Origin of the sequence: Pseudoduganella violaceinigra DSM 15887 (genome assembly GCF_000425385.1) — a bacterium.
Classification (GTDB): Bacteria; Pseudomonadota; Gammaproteobacteria; order Burkholderiales; family Burkholderiaceae_D; genus Rugamonas; species Rugamonas violaceinigra.
The window spans coordinates 658,448-675,086 of record NZ_AUDI01000001.1 but is presented as its reverse complement, the minus strand read 5'-3'; the positions used below and the strand labels follow the sequence as shown (position 1 = coordinate 675,086).

The window sequence follows — 16,639 nt, the reverse complement described above, 5'->3', positions numbered from 1 at the left end:
TCTTTTGGGGTATATCAATGATGAATCATAAACGGCTCCGGCTGACGCAGATCGCGTTTAGCCTGTCCCTCGTGTTTGCCGCTCCGGCATTCGCGCAGAACACTACCTCCGCCATCGGCGGTCGTATTTCCGCATCCGATGGCAAGCCAGCCGCTGGCGCCACCGTACAGGTCCTGCACGTTGAGTCCGGTTCGGTCAACACCGTGACCACGGATGCCGAGGGCCGTTACGTTGCCCGCGGCCTGCGTGCCGGCGGTCCGTACACCATCATCATTACCAAAAACGGCGTTTCCGAAAAACGTGAGAACGTCTTCGTCGAACTGGCGGAAACCGCTGCCGTGGACGCCACCATCGGCCAGGCCATGCAGACCGTGACCATCGCCGGCTCCAGCGCCGCGCGCGCCGAGAAGTTCAACAAGTCGACCCAGGGCACCGTTACCTCGATCACCGCCGCCGACCTGGAAATCCAGGGTTCGATCCAGCGTAGCCTGCAAGACTATGCCCGTATGGACCCACGCGTTTCCCAGACCGACAAGGAGCGCAACGAGATTTCCGTCGCCGGCCAGAACTCCCGCTTCAACTCGCTGACCATCGACGGCGTTGCGGTGAACGACACCTTCGGCCTGGAAGGCTCCGGTTCCCCGTTTGCCAAACAGCCGATCTCGATCGACGCGATCCAGTCGTCCCAGATCAACGTCGCCAACTACGACGTCACCCAGAAGGGCTACACCGGCGCCAACATCAACGCCGTCACCAAGTCCGGTACCAACAAGTTCAAGGGCTCGGTCTACACCGTATTCCGCAACCAGGACATGTCCGGCGACCGTTACAACGCGTCCACCGACTCCTACAGCAAGCCTGCCGATTCGAAGACCACCACCAACGGCATGACCTTCGGCGGTCCGATCATCAAGGACAAGCTGTTCTTCTTCACCAACTACGAGAAATACAAGTCGAGCCTGTCGTCCCCGGCATACGGCCCACTGGGTTCGAGCCTGACCAACGTCGGCGTGACCACCGACTCCATCGCGCAAGCCAAGTCGATCGCCCTGAACAAGTGGGGTATGGATGGCGGCACCGAAGTGGTGACCCCGGCACAAATGAACGTGACCGACAAGCTGGTCAAGGTTGACTGGAACATCAACGATGACCACCGCATGATGGTGCGCTGGTCCAAGACCGTACAGTCCGAGCCGATCTTCGCCGGCTTCGACAACAACTCCCTGTCGCTGAGCAGCAACTGGTACACCCAGGGCAAGACCCTGGAAACCAAGGTGGCCCAGGTGTTCTCCGACTGGACGCCAAACTTCTCGACCGAAATCAAGTGGTCGCGCCGCGATTACGACAGCGTGCCGACCCTGAACGCCGTCCAGCCGGCAGTCAGCCTGAACTTCACCGGTGCGAATCCAGCCGGTACCCCAGCCAGCGTATCGACCAATGGCCGCTTCCTGCGCATGGGCACCGACTTCAGCCGCCAGCGCAACGTGCTGGGCACCAAGACCGACGACATTTATGTGGGTGCCAACTGGAACCTGGGTTCGCATGAGCTCAAGTTCGGCGCCGACATGAACAAGAATGAAGTGAACAACATCTTCTTGCAGAACGTCTACGGCAACTACACCTTCTCCTGCGTGTCCGGCCTGCCGTACACCTTCCTGGGCGGCGCCAGCGCCACCGCAGCGAACTGCAGCAACAACGACATGATGACCAAGGCTGTGCTGGAGAACTTCTCCCGCGGCCGTCCATCGAGCTTCTCGGTGCAGATCCCGGCCGCTGGCCGCAGCTTCGACGACGCGATTGCGCACTTCACCCTGAAGGACACCGGCATCTTCGTGCAGGACACCTGGACCGTGACCGATCGCCTGACCGTCAATGCCGGCCTGCGCGTCGACATGGCTGACATCAACGAGCGCCCAACCCAGAACAGCGCGGTTGCCGCGGCTTATGTGGCGGGCAACCCGGTCGGCACCGTGCGTGCAACCGGCGGTTTCGGCCTGGACAACACCAATACCATCGACGGCCAGAAGCTGTGGCAGCCGCGCGCGGGCTTCAACTACAAGGTTGACCACGAGCGTCCAACCCAGATCCGCGGCGGCGCCGGCCTGTTCCAGGGTGTGGCCATGTCGGTCTGGATGGCCAACCCATACCAGAACAATGGCGTGGCAACCCGTACCGTGGTCTGCAGCAGCTCGACCACCGCTTGCGGCGACAATAACATCTTCAACCCGGACGTGAACAAGCAGCCGACCAGCCTGCCTGGTTCGGCCGGTCAAGCCAACGTGGATGCCTTGGCCAAAGGCTTCCGCCAGCCTTCGGTCTGGAAAGCCAACCTGGCCTTCGACCACGAACTGCCATGGGATAACATCGTCTTCACGGCTGAGTGGCTGTCGCTGCGCACCAAGGATGGACTGTACTACCAGAACCTGAACCTGGGCGAACCGACCCGTTACGGCATGGACGGCCGCGCACTGTACTACACCAACGTGGCCTACAAGCCTGAGTGCTGGAGCGCGACCGGCACCATGCTGACCAACAATGGCAGCAAGCCGACCGACCCACAGTGCTCCGGCGCACGCGCCAAGGCACTGAGCAACGCCAACTTCGGCAACGTGCTGGTGGCGACGAACACCAAGGAAGGCCACTCCAACCTGGCCACCCTGTCGCTGAGCCGTCCGCTGATCGGCGGCTACGGCTGGTCGATGTCGTACACCTACACGGACGCCAAGGAAGTGTCGCCACTGCAGGCTTCGACCTCCGGTTCGACCTACGGCGCGCGCGGCTCGTTCAACCCGAACGAAGACACCACCGCCAATTCCCAGTACCTGGTGCGCGACCGCTTCGCCGCCCTGGTGAACTTCCGCAAGGCCTTCTTCGGTAACTACCGCACCACCTTCGGCTTGAACTACGAAGGCCGTTCCGGTAAGCCGTACAACTGGACCTTCAACAACGACGCCAACGGCGACGGCATCAGCAGCAACGACCTGATGTACATCCCGCGCGCTCCAGGTTCGGGCGATGTGATCTTCGCTGGCGACACCGCGGCCAGCCACGCCAACGAAGACAAGTTCTGGGCCACCGTTGACCAGTACCGCAGCCTGCGCAATGCCAAGGGCGGCGTTGTGAAGCGCGGCGATTCCTACGCTCCGTGGACCAATAACTTCGACTTGCGTATCGGCCAAGAGATCCCTGGCTTCATGTCCGGCCACAAAGGTCTGTTCCGCCTCGACATCATGAACTTCGGCAACCTGCTGAACAAGAAGTGGGGCCGTATCAACGAAGTGGGCTACTCCTCGTCGGGCGGCGTGTCGCGCTCCTTCGTGGACTTCGCCGGTATCGATTCGGCGACCGGCAAGTACGTGTACCGCGTGCGTGACGCCGTGGAAGACTACGACGTGCGCCAGGTTCGCGGCGAGTCCCAGTGGTCGATCCAGGCTTCCTTCAAATACGAGTTCTGATCGTTCCCGTATAGCCTGATATGAAACGGCCGGCAGCAATGCCGGCCGTTTTTTTTCGTGCGTAACATATCGTTTCGCGGCGCACGCGGCGCGCCGCGCCGCCTGTACAATCTCTCTTTAAATCCAAGCAAATGCCCATGAAGCCCTACCTGCGCCCCCTCGCACTGGCAGCCCTGCTGGCTGGCTGTGCCGTCCAGCGTCCCGACAACCAGGTGGAACTGACCCTGGCCGGCTTGAACGACCTGCACGGCAACCTGGAAGCATCGCGTTTCGAGGAAGGCAAGCAGGCCGGCGGCATCGACGCGCTGGCAGCCACGCTGCAAGCCTGGCGCAAGGAGGATCCCGACCTGATGCTGGTGGGGGCGGGCGACATGATCGGCGCCAGCCCGGCCATGTCGGCCATGTTCGCTGACGAGCCGACCATCCAGGCATTGAATCTGATGGGCATGCGCGCGACCTCGGTCGGCAACCATGAATTCGACAATGGCGCGGTGGAATTGCTGCGCCAGGCCAAGGGCGGCTGCGACAAATCGCCGCGCCCGGACAAGGCGTGCCGCTACGGGCCGCACGCCGGCGCCAGGTTCGGCTACCTGGCCGCGAATGTGATCGACACCCGTACCGGCCAGCCCTTGCTGCCCGCTTATCGCATCGAGGATGTGAAGGGCGTGAAAGTGGCCTTCATCGGTACCGTGCTGAAAGACACGCCGGAGCTGGTGGCCGCGGCCGGCATCGGCGGATTGCAATTCATTGACGAAGCGCAGGCCGTGAATCGTCTGCTACCGGAGCTGCGCGCGCAAGGCGCGACCGTATTCGTGGTCTTGATCCACCAGGGCGGTCATTCCAAGGCGCGCTACGACCAGCAGTATTGCTCCGACCTGGGCGGCGATATTGCCGATGTGGTCAAGCGCCTTGATCCCGCCGTGCGCCTGGTGGTCAGCGGCCACTCGCACAACGGCTACCTGTGCCGGGTGGATGGCAAGCTGGTGACCCAGGCCGAAAAGTTCGGCCATATGCTCTCGCGCATATCGCTGATCGTGGACCGGCAGACCGGCAAAGTGGTCGATGCCAGCGCGCGCAATATCCTGGTGGAGCCGGGCAAGTACCCGGGCATGCCGGAAGTCGATGCCTTGCTGGCGTCGGTGCGCGCGCGCAGCAGCGCTGAGCTCAACAAACCCGTGGCAAAACTGGCCGTGCCGTCGATCAGCAAGACCCTGATGCCGAACGCCGACGAGTCGCCGCTGGGCCAGTTGGTGGCGGACGCAATCCTCGCCTCCGGCCGCAAATGGGGGGCGCAGATTGCCTTCACCAACACCGGCGGCATCCGCACGGCGCTCGACGCCGGCGCCGGCAATGTGGCGAATGCGGCGCAGACCCAGGCCGTGCTGCCGTTCGGGAACGAGATCGTCGTGATGAATATGACCGGCGCGCAGATCGTCGCATTGCTGGAAGGGCAGTGGGATGGCAATGAACCCGAAAAACGCGGCGTGCTGCAGGTATCGGAAGGCTTCAGCTATGCCTGGGATACGCGCAAGCCGAAAGGCCAGCGCATCGTGCGCGATAGCGTCAAGCTGAACGGGGCCGCGATCGATGATGGCGCCAGCTACCGCGTGGCGGTGTACAACTTCCTGGCCGAAGGCAACGACGGCTTCGTGACTTTCCGCCAGGGCAGCAAGCAGGCGCCAACCGGCGTGCGCGATGTCGATTCGCTGCGCAGCTACCTGGTGCGCCTGGAGCAGGACAATAAACCGGCCGGCACTTTCGGCGCCGTGCCGCGCATCATCCGCATCAAGTAAAGAAAGGAAGGCCATGCGCCGTTATCTCCTCGCCACCGCACTGGCGGCATGTTTCACCAGCGCCCATGCGGCTTTCCGCATTCCCGGCTTTGAACTGGTGCAGACCGCGCCGGTCGAAACCACGCTGACAAGCGATGACCTGCGCGGCCCGCTGGAAGTCTGGACCGAGCTGTTCGACAATGCGAAATCCGAAATCTGCATCGGCCAGTTCTACGTGGCCAGCGTGCCGGGCGCGCCGTTCGAGAAAGTGATCGAACGATTGGAGGCGGCCGGCAGGCGCGGCGTGAAAATCCGCTTCCTGATCGATAAGAAGGGCGTCAACGGCCTGTCCGAGAAGTCGACCGTGGAACGCCTGCGCGCCATCCCCAACCTGGACATGCGGGTGCTGGACGTCAGCCAGCTGACCGGCAACGGCATCATCCACGCCAAATACATGACGGTGGACCGCGAAGCGGCCTTCATCGGCAGCCAGAATTTCGACTGGCGCGCCTTCACGCATATCCACGAAACCGGCCTGCGCATCAACGACGCCAAGATCGTCGGCCAGGTGCAGGCGATCTTCGAGCAGGACTGGGCCGCGCAAGCGATGCTCGCCGCCGGCAAGACCGTCGCAGCGCTGCAGCCCAAAGCCGCCATCCTGGCCCATGCCGCAGCGGTGGCGCTGCCCAAGGAGGCCAACTTCCTGATCGCCAGCCCCGGCGGCTACAACCCGGCCGGCGTGCCGGATTCCGAAGCCGTGCTGCCGGCCTTGCTGGCCGAGGCGAACGAGGAGATCCGCGTCTCGATGCTGGATTACGCGCCCCTGAGCTATGGCCCGAACGGCACCCGCCCTTACTACGCCGTGGTCGACAACGCCCTGCGCGCGGCCGCCGCGCGCGGCGTCAAGGTCAAGCTGCTGGTGTCGAACTGGAACCTGGAAAAACCGGCCATCCATTACCTGAAATCGCTGGCCATCCTGCCGAATGTGGAAGTGCGCATCGTGACGATACCGAAAGCTTCCACCGGCTTCATTCCGTTTGCCCGCGTGTGGCACAGCAAGACCCTGGTCATCGACGGCAAGCTGGCGTGGGTCGGCACCAGCAACTGGGCCGGCGGCTACTTCGACCTGTCGCGCAATATGGAAGTCGTGATGCGCAACGAAGACATGGCCAAGCGCCTGTATGCGCTGCAGGAGCAGGCATGGGGCTCGCAATACGCGGCGCCGCTGGACTTCAACAAGGAATACCCGAAACCGATTAAAGGCAAAGAAGAATGAAGAAACTCGCACTGATCGCCGCGCTGTCCGGCGCTTTCCTGTCCACCAACGCGCTGGCCTGGGGCAATGCCGGTCACCGCATCGTGGGCGCGATCGCCGATAACCTGATTAAGGGCAGCAACGCCGAGAAGCAGGTCAACGCACTGCTGCTGCCGGGCGAGAGCCTGGAAAAGGTCGCCAACTGGGCCGACTGCGTGAAGGGCACTTTCTGCGGCCCGCAAAGCCAGGAAATGAACGACTACGTGGCCGCACACCCGGACCACACCGAATACCATTACACCGATGTGCCGTTCCAGCTGAATGAATACCGCCTGCATGGCGTGGGCACGTCCGAGCATGACGTGGTGCAGACCCTGCAGCAATGCATCGCCACCCTGCAGGACAAGGGCGACGGCAAGTTCACCAAGCGCCAGGCGCTGCTGATCCTGACCCACCTGGCCGGCGACATCCATCAGCCGCTGCACGTGGGCGCGGCCTTCGTCGACAAGGACGGCAAGTTCGTCGTGCCGCAGACCGAAAAGGAAGTCGACTCGCTGAACATCTTCGACTCGCGCGGCGGCAACAACCTGCAGATGGATGAAGCGGCACTGGCGGCTGCCAGCGCCAAGACCATCCCGCCGGGCGAAGAGGAAAAGGCCAAGTACCCGACCAAGCCTTTCCACTCCTACTGGGACACCACCGTGGTCGACTACGCCATGCGCCGCAGCAGCATGCGCACCGTCGACAAGTTCTCGCAATGGGCCATCGATGGCAAGCCGGCCATCACCCTGCCGAAGGGCGACGCCGGCACCTGGCCGGTACAGTGGGCCAACGATTCGCTGGCAGTTTCCAAGCAGGCCTACGCCGACGTGAAGGTCGGTGTGGCCAGCAAGCAGACCAGCCGCAACGGCGCTTCCTACACCGTGTGGGCGATGACGGTGCCGGACAACTACCCGGTGCCTTCGTCCGCGATCGCGCGCGAACAGCTGATCAAGGGCGGCTACAACCTGGCCGGCCTGCTGCAGAAGATCTGGCCTTGATGCTTTAAGCCATGCCAGGCCCTTCCTTCAGGGCCTGGCAGCCTTCCGCGTTGTTGCGCACGACAGACTGGACGAGTCCGATCTTTGCGGGCTTGCTGCTAGCATCAAAGTCCACTTCTTGCGAAGGAGGACATCATGGCTTGCAAACTTGTTCTGGCGTTGGCATTCGCCTGCGCTGTAGGTGCTGCCCGTGCTGAAGACTGGCAATTCAGCTACACGGGATTCAATGAGAATGGCGTCTTTCAGCACGACGCGCGTGTGGATGGAAGTTTCAGCGGGAAGGACCTTAACGGGGATGGCTATTATTCTTTGCCAGAATTGACCTCGCTTGTCATCCAGGGGCGCCAATATCTGGATGGATGCCTGAGCCTTAGCGACCCGTATTTCCGCTGCCAGATCGACGCCTTCAAATTTCAATATGTCATGACCGGGCGTTTGACGATCGACGCGCAGTGGTGGGGGAATGACGAAGCATTTTCTGGCTGGGGGCAGGGCTGCGTACCGGCGACCGTTATTCGGAATGGAGTTACGGGATGAATGAATGGCAGCGCGACTTGTACTGGACTGACCTGACTATCTATGAAATCCTGCCAGCACCGTTGCCGGTGCCGGAACCGGCTAGTGCGGTGATGCTGCTGGGGGGATTGGCGACGCTGGCCGGCTGGAGCCGGCGCAGGCTAAGAGGCCGTTTCAAAATGGCCATGGCGTTGTTGCAGCTCCTTGCCGTGCAAGCGCACTGCCTTCGTCGCTGCGCCTAGCCACGCCCATTTTGAAACAGCCTCTAAGGCCTGAACCACAATTCGCTGCGCTGAAGCGGCGTCTCCGGCGGCAGGGCCGGATTTAGCAAATCGATGATGCGGCGTTTGCCGATCCGGGCGCGCTCGACAAGCGGGCCTTCGTACTGGCGGAACAGGGCGGCCAGGGTGCCGTCGCGCAACATCATCTCCATGCCCGCTTTGATGCGCTCGGCAAGCTTGTCGCCCTCCGTGTCGCGCCGTACAAAGAAGTAGCGCGGCAGGGGGTAGCGCAGCATCAGGGTGGGCTCAATCACGATGCCGGGGCGGGACTTGGCCAGCGCATCGAGCTCGCGCGGCGCCTCGTCCAGGGCACGCGGGAAAAAGTCGAAGCGTCGCGCTTCCAGCATGGCATACAGGGCATCCGCCCGCGGCGCTTCAACCACGGTGATCCCGGCCGCCTTGAGTACCTGGGTATCGATCCAGGCCTTGCCCTGGCCGGCGCTTAGCCGCTTCAGGTCGTCCAGTGTGCGCACGGCGGCAAAGCGCGGCAAGTCGGCCTGGCGGACCATCAGCAGGCGCATCCCCATCAAGCCGCGGTCGATGGGGATGCGGATCGGATTGAATTTCTTCTCCAGGTCAAGATCGGTTGCGCGGGCAAAGATGTTGATGCTGCCGTCGGGGCGCGACATTTCCTGCAGCAGGCGCGCCACGGAAAGGGGCTCGCTGGAAGCGGAAACCTGGTAAGGCCCGAACTTGGCGGCGGTCTTTTCCATGGCGGCGCGCAGCACGATCCAGTCGAATTCGAGGCTGCTGTCGTGGATGGTGAAGTAGCGGGGATAGACGAGCCGAATGTCCGCCGACTGCGCGTTAAAGCACAGGCAATATAGCAGGACCTGCAACAGTCGTCGGATCATGGCGGAGCTCCTTGCACCATGAAATATAAAACAAAAAACCCGCCGAAGCGGGTTTTTGCGTGAATGCCGGTGCTTTTGTGTTTAACGTGACTTGACGAAGGGGATGCCGATCGCTTTCGGGGCCACCGACTTGGCCATCAGGCCGGCCAGTACGATCACGGTCACGAGGTACGGCACCATCTGGATCAGGGCACCCGGGATGCGGCCGATTACCGGCAGGTCTACGCCTTCCAGCTGGATCTGCACTGCACCGAAGAAGCCGAACATCAGGCAGCCGAGGAAGGTGTATACCGGCCGCCAGTTGCCGAACACCATGGCGGTCAGCGCCAGGTAGCCGGCACCGGCGGACATGTCGCGCAGGAAGAAGCCCGATTGCACGATCGCCAGGTAGGCGCCGGAGAACGAGCACAGCACGCCTGCGATCAGCATGGCGCTGTAGCGGGTGCGTTCAACCGAGACGCCGGCCGCATCGGCGGCGTGCGGGTTCTCGCCGCAGGCGCGCAGGCGCAGGCCGAAGCGCGAGTGGTACAGGAACCAGTGGACCAGCGGCACCAGCAGGAAGGCGACGTACACAAGCACCGAATGGCCGCCAATCAGCCTGGTATAGAACCAGCCGAGGAAGGGGATGTCTGCCACCGCGGCGCTGCCCGGCAGCACGACGTCGAACAGGCGCGCTTCGCCCAGGTCGGGGGTGCGGCCGCCTTGCTGGAAGAAGTACTGCGCGACCACGAAGGTCAGGCCGCTCATGGCGATGTTGATCGCGATGCCGCCCACCAGCTGGTTGCCCTTCTGGGTGATGGCGACAAAGCCTTGCAGCAGGGCCAGTGCAACGGATACGCCCATGCCGGCCAGGATGCCTAACCATGGATTTTTGGTGACGAAAGCCACGGCTGCCGATACGAAGGCGGAGGCCAGGATCTTGCCTTCCAGGCCGATGTCGATCACGCCGGAGCGTTCGGCGAACAGGCCGGCCATGGCGGCGAAAATCAGCACCGGCGCATTGCGCACGGTGGAGACGAGGATGGAACCCAGGTGGAGATCTTCGAAAGTCATGGTCTTAGCCCTTGCGCGATTTGAGCAGCTTGATGATGAGCGGGGCGTACAGGTTTTCCATAGCGCCGCAGAACAGGATGATCAAGCCCTGGATGAAGATGAAGGTTTCGGTCGGGATATTCGGTTTTTCCAGCGACAGGTCGAAGCCGCCCTGGGTTAACGCGCCGAACAATACCGCCGACAGGAAGATGCCGACCGGGTGTTGACGGCCCATCAGCGCGATCGCGATACCGACAAATCCCGCGCCGCCAACAAAATTCAACGACAGGTAGTGCGTCGATCCCATAATGGAGTTGACCGCCCCCAGGCCGGCCAACCCTCCGGAAATCAGCATGATGATGATAATCATGGCGCTGATTTTGACGCCGGCGTAGTGCGCTGCGTGCTGATTCAGGCCCAGCGCGCGTACCTTGTAGCCCCATGCGGAACGCCACATGACTACACCATAAATGACCAGCGCAATAATAGCGAAGAAGAAGCCGATATTGAGCGGGGTTTCGCCCAGGATTGGGAACCAAGCATTCAGTCGGGGCATTTCCGCCGCGGCGGAGAACACGCGCGAGGCAGTATTCTGCTCGCCGGCCGGAATCAGGTATTTGACGATCACGAAGTTCATCAGCGAAGCACAGATGAAATTGAACATGATGGTCGTCACCACGATGTGCGAGCCACGCTTGGCTTGCAGGTAGCCTGGAATGTAAGCCCACAGCGCACCGAATACGGCGGCGCCGACCATGCCCGCCGGGATCAGCAGGTACCATGGCAGCACGGCGTCGAGGTTAATCATGACCAAGGTCAGGCCAAGGCCGCCGAAATACATCTGGCCTTCGGCGCCGATGTTAAACAAGCCCGCTTGCATCGCGATCGACACGGCCAAGCCGGTGAAGACGAGCGTGGAGGCGTAGAACAGCGTGTAGCTCAGGCCTTCCGGGTTGACGATGGCGCTGTTGATCAGGATCTTCAGCGATTCAACCGGATCTTCGCCCATGAGGTGGATCGCCAGTGCGGACACCAGCAGGGCGGACATCAGGTTCAGGATGGGCAGGACAAAGCCGGTTGCCCAGCGTGGCATATCGTTCGTGGTCATGATCAGTGTTTATGCATGCCACCCATCAGCAGGCCGATGCGGGTGGTGTCGAATTCGTCGATTTTCAGTTCGCCGGTGATTTTGCCGCCGCACATCACGAGGATGCGGTCGGCGAGGGCGCGCACTTCTTCCAGTTCCACCGATACCAGGAGGATCGCCACGCCCTGGTCGCGCAGGGCCAGCAGCTGGGTATGGATGGATTCGATGGTGCCGATGTCGACGCCGCGGGTCGGCTGGCCGACCAGCATCAGCTTCGGCTTGGCCAGCACTTCGCGCGCGATCACCACCTTCTGCTGGTTACCGCCGGACAGCAGGCCGATACGCAGGTCCGGGTTGGCCGGGCGCACATCGAATTCCTTCATCAGGCCGGCGCAGCGCTGTGCGATGCCCTTGAAGTCGATCAGGCCCCATTTGTTCTTGACCTTGTCCTGGTAGCCGAAGAAGGTATTCTGCATGACGGAGAAGGCTTTGATCACGCCGTCGCGCAGGCGGTCTTCCGGCACGTGGCCGATGCCTAGGTCGCGGAACTTGGTCGGCAGGCCGTCGGCATCGCCGCTTTTCGGATAGGGCAGGGCCTTGCCTTCGAAGTCGACCGCGCCGGAAGTCGGCAGCTTCATGCCGGACAGGATCTCCATCAGTTCGGACTGGCCGTTGCCGGACACGCCCGCAATCGCCACGATTTCGCCGGCGCGCAGGGTGAAATTGATGTCCTGCAGCAGTTTGACGCCGTTGTCGTCGGACAGCTGCAGGTTCTTCACCTCCAGCACCGGTTTGCCCGGCTTGTACTCGCCGCGCGGCAGGTTGTTTTCGATCGGGCGGCCAACCATCATCTGCGCCAGTTCTTCCTTGCTGGTGTCGGCGGTCTGCACCGCGCCCACGACACGGCCGCCGCGCATGACGGTGACGGTGTCGGTGATGTCCTTGATCTCCTGCAGCTTGTGGGTGATCAGGATGATGGTCTTGCCCTGCTCCTTGAACAGCTTCAGGATTTCGAACAGCGATTCGGTTTCCTGAGCGGTCAGCACGGCGGTCGGCTCGTCCAGGATCAGGATATTGGCCGAGCGGTAGATCTGCTTGAGGATTTCGACGCGCTGCTGGGCGCCCACGGACAGGTCGTGGATGGTGGCCAGCGGATCGACGTCCAGGCGATAGCGCTGGCAGATTTCGCGCAGCTTCTTCTCGGTCTCAGCGCGGTGCTCGCGCAGGCGGAAACCGCCTTCGCTGCCCAGCATCACGTTATCGAGCACGGTCATGTTCTCGACCAGCATGAAGTGCTGGTGCACCATGCCGATGCCCAGGCGGATCGCTTCGTGCGAGTTGTGGATGTGCTGTGCCTTGCCGTCCAGCAGGATCTCACCGCCATCTGCGCGGTAATAGCCGTAAAGGATGCTCATCAAGGTCGACTTGCCGGCGCCATTTTCCCCGACCAGGCCATGGATGGCCCCTTTGGCGATGGAGAAACTGACGTCCGTATTCGCCTTCACCGCCCCAAAATGCTTGGAGATGCTGCGGAATTCTACTGCTGGCGTCATAGGGATTTTTCGGTCTTATTTACTGAAAAACGCGCCGGACGGGATTCCCCGTCGGCGCGTTCTCTTTAATGGAACTGCTTGTTAGGCCGGGCAGGCGGCGTTGGTGGTGCGGATATCGATGACCTTCACTTTGCCATCGATGATGTCCTTGCGCGCGCCCAAGACCTTCTTCTCGATCTCTGGCGTGACGACCTTGCGGTTGTTCTCGTCCAGCGCCCAATCCACGCCGCCTTCCTTCAGACCCTTGGCGGTGACGCCGGCCTTCCAGGTGCCGTTTTTCATCTGCATGAAGGAGTCGTACACGGCGTTGTCCACGCGCTTGACCATGGAGGTGAGCACGGAGCCCGGATACAGGTGGTTCTGGTTGGAGTCCACGCCGATCGACAGCTTGCCTTTTTCCTTGGCAGTCTGCAGGGTGCCCATGCCGGAACCGCCGGCCACGGCGAATACCACGTCCACGCCGCGGTCAAACTGGGCGCGTGCCAGCTCGCCGCCCTTGGCCGGATCGTTCCAGGCGGCGGAGGTGGTGCCGACCATATTGGAAATCACTTCGGTTTTCTTGTCGGTGGCCTTGGCGCCCTGGGCATAGCCGCAGGCGAAGGTGCGGATCAGGGGGATGTCGATACCGCCGATGAAGCCCAGTTTCTTGGACTTGGAAGCCATGGCCGCCGCCACGCCCACCAGGTAAGAACCTTCTTCTTCCTTGAACGTCACGGATTCGATGTTATTACCTTGTGCCACGCCGTCGATCAGAACGAAGCGGACTTTCGGGAATTCTTTGGCGACTTTCTGCACCGCCTGGGTCTGGGCGAAGCCGATCGAGGCGATCAGGTCCAGGTTTTTGCGGGCCAGGCCGCGCAGTACCTGCTCAGCCTGTGTGTCGCTGCTGGCTTGCACTTCGATGAATTTGATGCCGGTTTCCTTCGAGAAGCGCGACGCGCCTTCGAAAGCGGACTGGTTGAACGACTTGTCGAACTTGCCGCCAGCGTCGTACACGATGCCCAGCTTTGGATCAGCCGCGTTTGCGCTGGCTGCCACCGCAACTGCGGCGATCATCATGCTAAGTTGTTTGATTTTCATGTAAGGGCTCCGTCGAAGTTCGTTATTGTATATTTTTATGGAGTGCCTCGTTCCGCTTTTTCGCGCCAAAGCAAGCCACGGCACCTTGTAGCTTGCCAACAACACACTAATACAAATTTTCTATCTGTACTCTTGATTAAATATTGAGCACGTAATCAAACTGCAAACACAGGTTCACATAGTCGAATCTGCTTATCAGGGCATGGATTCGTGGTTCACTACTATGCAGTAGGCACGATATGTATGGCAAATACGTTTTTACTTTCTTATTTATATCAACGTCAACTAAATGCATGTTTCTTGCAGGAAATAGAGGGCAATGGCTTTCGTGCTAGGATTTCCGCCATTGCAACATTACCTCTCATCTCATTTAAAGATTGGAACAACGGGTATGGATAAACGCCTCAAGCACTCTCTGATCGCCCTGGCCGTCGCCAGCGCATTTCCCCTGCACTACGCAAGCGCGCAAGAAACCACCGTCGAAGAAGTCAAAAAGCCGGGCCAGTTGGAGACCGTGATTGTTACGGCGCAGCGCCGCGCTGAAAACATCAAGGATGTGCCGATGGCGATCGCCACCCTGAAGGGCGAGAAGCTGGACGTGCTGACGTCGGGCGGCCAGGACATCCGTTTCCTGAACGGCCGTTCGCCGTCCGTCTCCGTGGAATCGGACTATGGCCGTACCTTTCCGCGTTTCTACATCCGCGGCCTGGGTAACACCGACTTCGACCTGAACGCCTCCCAGCCGGTCGGCCTGGTGATGGACGACATCGTGCAGGAAAATCCAATGCTGAAGGGCTTCCCGGTGTTCGACGTGGACCAGGTGGAAGTGCTGCGCGGCCCGCAGGGCACCCTGTTCGGCCGTAACTCCCCGGCCGGCGTGATCAAGTTCGACTCGGCCAAGCCGGTCTTCCGCCAGGAAGGCTATGTCAACGTCGGTATCGGCAAGGACCGCGTGCGCAATTATGAAGGCGCATTCAATATGCCGATCAACGACGTGCTGGCGACCCGCATCTCGCTGCAATCGCAGCACCGCGGCGACCGCGTGCACAACGATCGTCCAAACGCGCCGACCAAGGATTTCGAAGGCTACAAGGACAACGCCGGCCGCATCCAGTTCCTGCTCAAGCCTAACAAGGACTTCAGCGCCTTGCTGAACCTGCACGCGCGCGATATGGACGGTAATGCGACCCTGTTCCGCGCCAATATCCTGAAGAAGGGGACCAATGAGCTGGTCGACAACTTCGACTACAAGTCCTACCCGACCGATGGCGGCAATGAGCAGCACCTGAAGAATAAGGGCGCCAACCTGCGTCTGCGCTGGGATACCCCGGGCCTGACCTTCCACTCGATCACCGGCTACGAGAAGCTGGACTTCTACAGCCGCGGCGACGTGGACGGCGGCTATGGCTGCAACGTCGGCAGCTGCCAGGTGCTGCCGGCCGGTCCCGGCGCGATCCCGTTCCCGGTCGAAACCGCCGACCTGATTCCCGACCATAAGCAGTGGTCGCAGGAATTCCGCGTCGAGTCGAACTACAAGGGCCCGCTGCAATGGATCGCCGGCGTGTTCTACTTTGACGAGCATATCCAGATCGATTCGATCTCCTTCAATTCGTTCGCGCCGGGTAACCCGCAGAACGCGGCCTATGCGACCCAGCAACAGGATGCGAAGTCGTACGCGGCATTCGGCACCGTCAACTACACCGTGAACGAAGCCTTCAAGCTGCGCGCCGGCCTGCGCTACACCAAGGACAAGAAGGACTTCGTCGCCACCCGCGTCGAGCCGCCGCTGTCCGCAGTGAACACCCTGAACGATACGTCGAACAACGTAAGCTGGGACTTGAGCGGTACCTACACCGTGAACAAGGACACCAACGTGTTCGGCCGCGTCGCAACCGGCTACCGTGCGCCTTCGATGCAGGGCCGCCTGTTCGATCTGAATTCCAAGCCGTCCCAGGCTGATGCCGAAAAAGCGCTGTCGGTGGAGTTCGGCGTCAAGCAGGACCTGTTCGATCGCCGTGCGCGCATGTCGGCCACCGTGTTCAACTACCGCGTGAAGGACAAGCAGCTGACCGCCGGTTCCGGCTCGGTCAACATGAACCAGCTGGTCAACGCCGACAAGGTGACCGGCCGCGGTGTGGAGCTGGATCTGCAGGCCAATCTGAGCGATGCATGGGCTGTGACCTTCGGCACCAGCTACAACGACACCAAGATCAAGGATCCAAACCTGTTCGTTCAGCCATGCGGTAACTTTGCCAACAATCCTTCCAGCGGCTGCACCATTACGGATCCGACTGTTTCGATTTCCGGCGGCACCGTAGCCCTGATCGACGGCAACCCGCTGCCGCGCGCACCGAAGTGGCAGCATAACTTCACCCTGCGTTACAGCCAGTCGCTGGGTGACGGCGAAATCTACGCCTATACCGACTGGGCATACCGCACCTCGTACAACTTCTTCCTGTATGAAGCCAAAGAGTACACGGCCAAGAAACTGCTGGAAGGCGGTTTGCGTGTGGGCTATCGCTGGAACGACGGCAAGTACGAGCTGGCAGCTTACGGCCGCAACATCACCAACCGCATCCAGGCCCTGGGCGCGATCGACTTCGACAACTTGACCGGTATCGTCAACGAACCACGTACCTACGGCGTGCAGTTCAAGGCGAACTTCTGATCGCTTGATCGCCTTGCAAGAACGCGCACTTCGGTGCGCGTTTTTT

12 protein-coding genes are annotated in these 16,639 nt (G+C 61.3%); 7 read left to right on the top strand and 5 right to left on the bottom strand.

Going from position 1 to position 16,639, the window contains the following annotated elements; all coding sequences use genetic code 11:
• Positions 1-17: 17 nt before the first annotated feature.
• The 6 genes from H597_RS0103120 (at position 18) to H597_RS0103095 (ending at position 8,280) form a co-directional block, all read left to right on the top strand.
• A complete protein-coding gene (locus H597_RS0103120; RefSeq protein ID WP_051293484.1) occupies positions 18-3,455 on the top strand; it encodes a TonB-dependent receptor in 3,438 nt (1,145 codons plus the stop codon).
• 137 nt (positions 3,456-3,592) lie between these two features.
• Positions 3,593-5,248, top strand: a complete 1,656-nt coding sequence (locus tag H597_RS0103115) for a bifunctional metallophosphatase/5'-nucleotidase (protein ID WP_028100842.1) — start codon at positions 3,593-3,595, stop codon at positions 5,246-5,248.
• A gap of 13 nt (positions 5,249-5,261) precedes the next feature.
• Complete coding sequence (locus H597_RS0103110) at positions 5,262-6,503, top strand: phospholipase D-like domain-containing protein (RefSeq protein ID WP_028100841.1); 1,242 nt, start codon at positions 5,262-5,264, stop codon at positions 6,501-6,503.
• Positions 6,500-7,522 carry a S1/P1 nuclease gene (locus H597_RS0103105; RefSeq protein ID WP_028100840.1) on the top strand — a complete coding sequence of 341 codons (1,023 nt, stop codon included), beginning with the start codon at positions 6,500-6,502 and terminating at the stop codon, positions 7,520-7,522. The genes H597_RS0103110 and H597_RS0103105 overlap by 4 nt, the downstream gene beginning before the upstream one ends.
• A 135-nt stretch (positions 7,523-7,657) precedes the next feature.
• A complete protein-coding gene (locus H597_RS0103100) occupies positions 7,658-8,059 on the top strand; it encodes a hypothetical protein (protein ID WP_028100839.1) in 402 nt (133 codons plus the stop codon).
• Complete coding sequence (locus H597_RS0103095) at positions 8,056-8,280, top strand: PEP-CTERM sorting domain-containing protein (RefSeq protein ID WP_028100838.1); 225 nt, start codon at positions 8,056-8,058, stop codon at positions 8,278-8,280. The genes H597_RS0103100 and H597_RS0103095 overlap by 4 nt, the downstream gene beginning before the upstream one ends.
• A 23-nt stretch (positions 8,281-8,303) precedes the next feature.
• On the opposite strand, the gene H597_RS0103090 is transcribed toward H597_RS0103095, so the two are convergent.
• From H597_RS0103090 to H597_RS0103070, 5 genes are all read right to left on the bottom strand, one after another.
• Positions 8,304-9,173, bottom strand: a complete 870-nt coding sequence (locus H597_RS0103090; RefSeq protein ID WP_051293483.1) for a transporter substrate-binding domain-containing protein — start codon at positions 9,171-9,173, stop codon at positions 8,304-8,306.
• 81 nt (positions 9,174-9,254) lie between these two features.
• Complete coding sequence (locus H597_RS0103085) at positions 9,255-10,226, bottom strand: ABC transporter permease (RefSeq protein ID WP_028100836.1); 972 nt, start codon at positions 10,224-10,226, stop codon at positions 9,255-9,257.
• Between the two features lie 4 nt (positions 10,227-10,230).
• Positions 10,231-11,313 (bottom strand): ABC transporter permease, encoded by a 1,083-nt coding sequence (locus H597_RS0103080; RefSeq protein WP_028100835.1) that lies wholly within the window; start codon positions 11,311-11,313, stop codon positions 10,231-10,233.
• Between the two features lie 2 nt (positions 11,314-11,315).
• Positions 11,316-12,845: an ABC transporter ATP-binding protein gene (locus tag H597_RS0103075; protein ID WP_028100834.1), complete on the bottom strand. Its 1,530-nt coding sequence runs from the start codon at positions 12,843-12,845 to the stop codon at positions 11,316-11,318.
• 81 nt (positions 12,846-12,926) lie between these two features.
• Positions 12,927-13,925: a BMP family lipoprotein gene (locus tag H597_RS0103070; protein ID WP_028100833.1), complete on the bottom strand. Its 999-nt coding sequence runs from the start codon at positions 13,923-13,925 to the stop codon at positions 12,927-12,929.
• Positions 13,926-14,316: 391 nt separating this feature from the next.
• Between H597_RS0103070 and H597_RS0103065 the strand changes: the two genes are divergently transcribed.
• Positions 14,317-16,593, top strand: a complete 2,277-nt coding sequence (locus tag H597_RS0103065; RefSeq protein ID WP_028100832.1) for a TonB-dependent receptor — start codon at positions 14,317-14,319, stop codon at positions 16,591-16,593.
• The last annotated feature ends 46 nt before the right edge of the window (positions 16,594-16,639 follow it).

Coding starts and splice junctions, on each gene's coding strand:
- H597_RS0103100 (WP_028100839.1), top strand. CDS start 7,658: ATGGCTTGCAAACTTGTTCTGGCGTTGGCATTCGCCTGCGCTGTAGGT.
- H597_RS0103075 (WP_028100834.1), bottom strand. CDS start 12,845: ATGACGCCAGCAGTAGAATTCCGCAGCATCTCCAAGCATTTTGGGGCG.
- H597_RS0103090 (WP_051293483.1), bottom strand. CDS start 9,173: ATGATCCGACGACTGTTGCAGGTCCTGCTATATTGCCTGTGCTTTAAC.
- H597_RS0103115 (WP_028100842.1), top strand. CDS start 3,593: ATGAAGCCCTACCTGCGCCCCCTCGCACTGGCAGCCCTGCTGGCTGGC.
- H597_RS0103110 (WP_028100841.1), top strand. CDS start 5,262: ATGCGCCGTTATCTCCTCGCCACCGCACTGGCGGCATGTTTCACCAGC.
- H597_RS0103080 (WP_028100835.1), bottom strand. CDS start 11,313: ATGACCACGAACGATATGCCACGCTGGGCAACCGGCTTTGTCCTGCCC.
- H597_RS0103070 (WP_028100833.1), bottom strand. CDS start 13,925: ATGAAAATCAAACAACTTAGCATGATGATCGCCGCAGTTGCGGTGGCA.
- H597_RS0103065 (WP_028100832.1), top strand. CDS start 14,317: ATGGATAAACGCCTCAAGCACTCTCTGATCGCCCTGGCCGTCGCCAGC.
- H597_RS0103105 (WP_028100840.1), top strand. CDS start 6,500: ATGAAGAAACTCGCACTGATCGCCGCGCTGTCCGGCGCTTTCCTGTCC.
- H597_RS0103085 (WP_028100836.1), bottom strand. CDS start 10,226: ATGACTTTCGAAGATCTCCACCTGGGTTCCATCCTCGTCTCCACCGTG.
- H597_RS0103095 (WP_028100838.1), top strand. CDS start 8,056: ATGAATGAATGGCAGCGCGACTTGTACTGGACTGACCTGACTATCTAT.
- H597_RS0103120 (WP_051293484.1), top strand. CDS start 18: ATGATGAATCATAAACGGCTCCGGCTGACGCAGATCGCGTTTAGCCTG.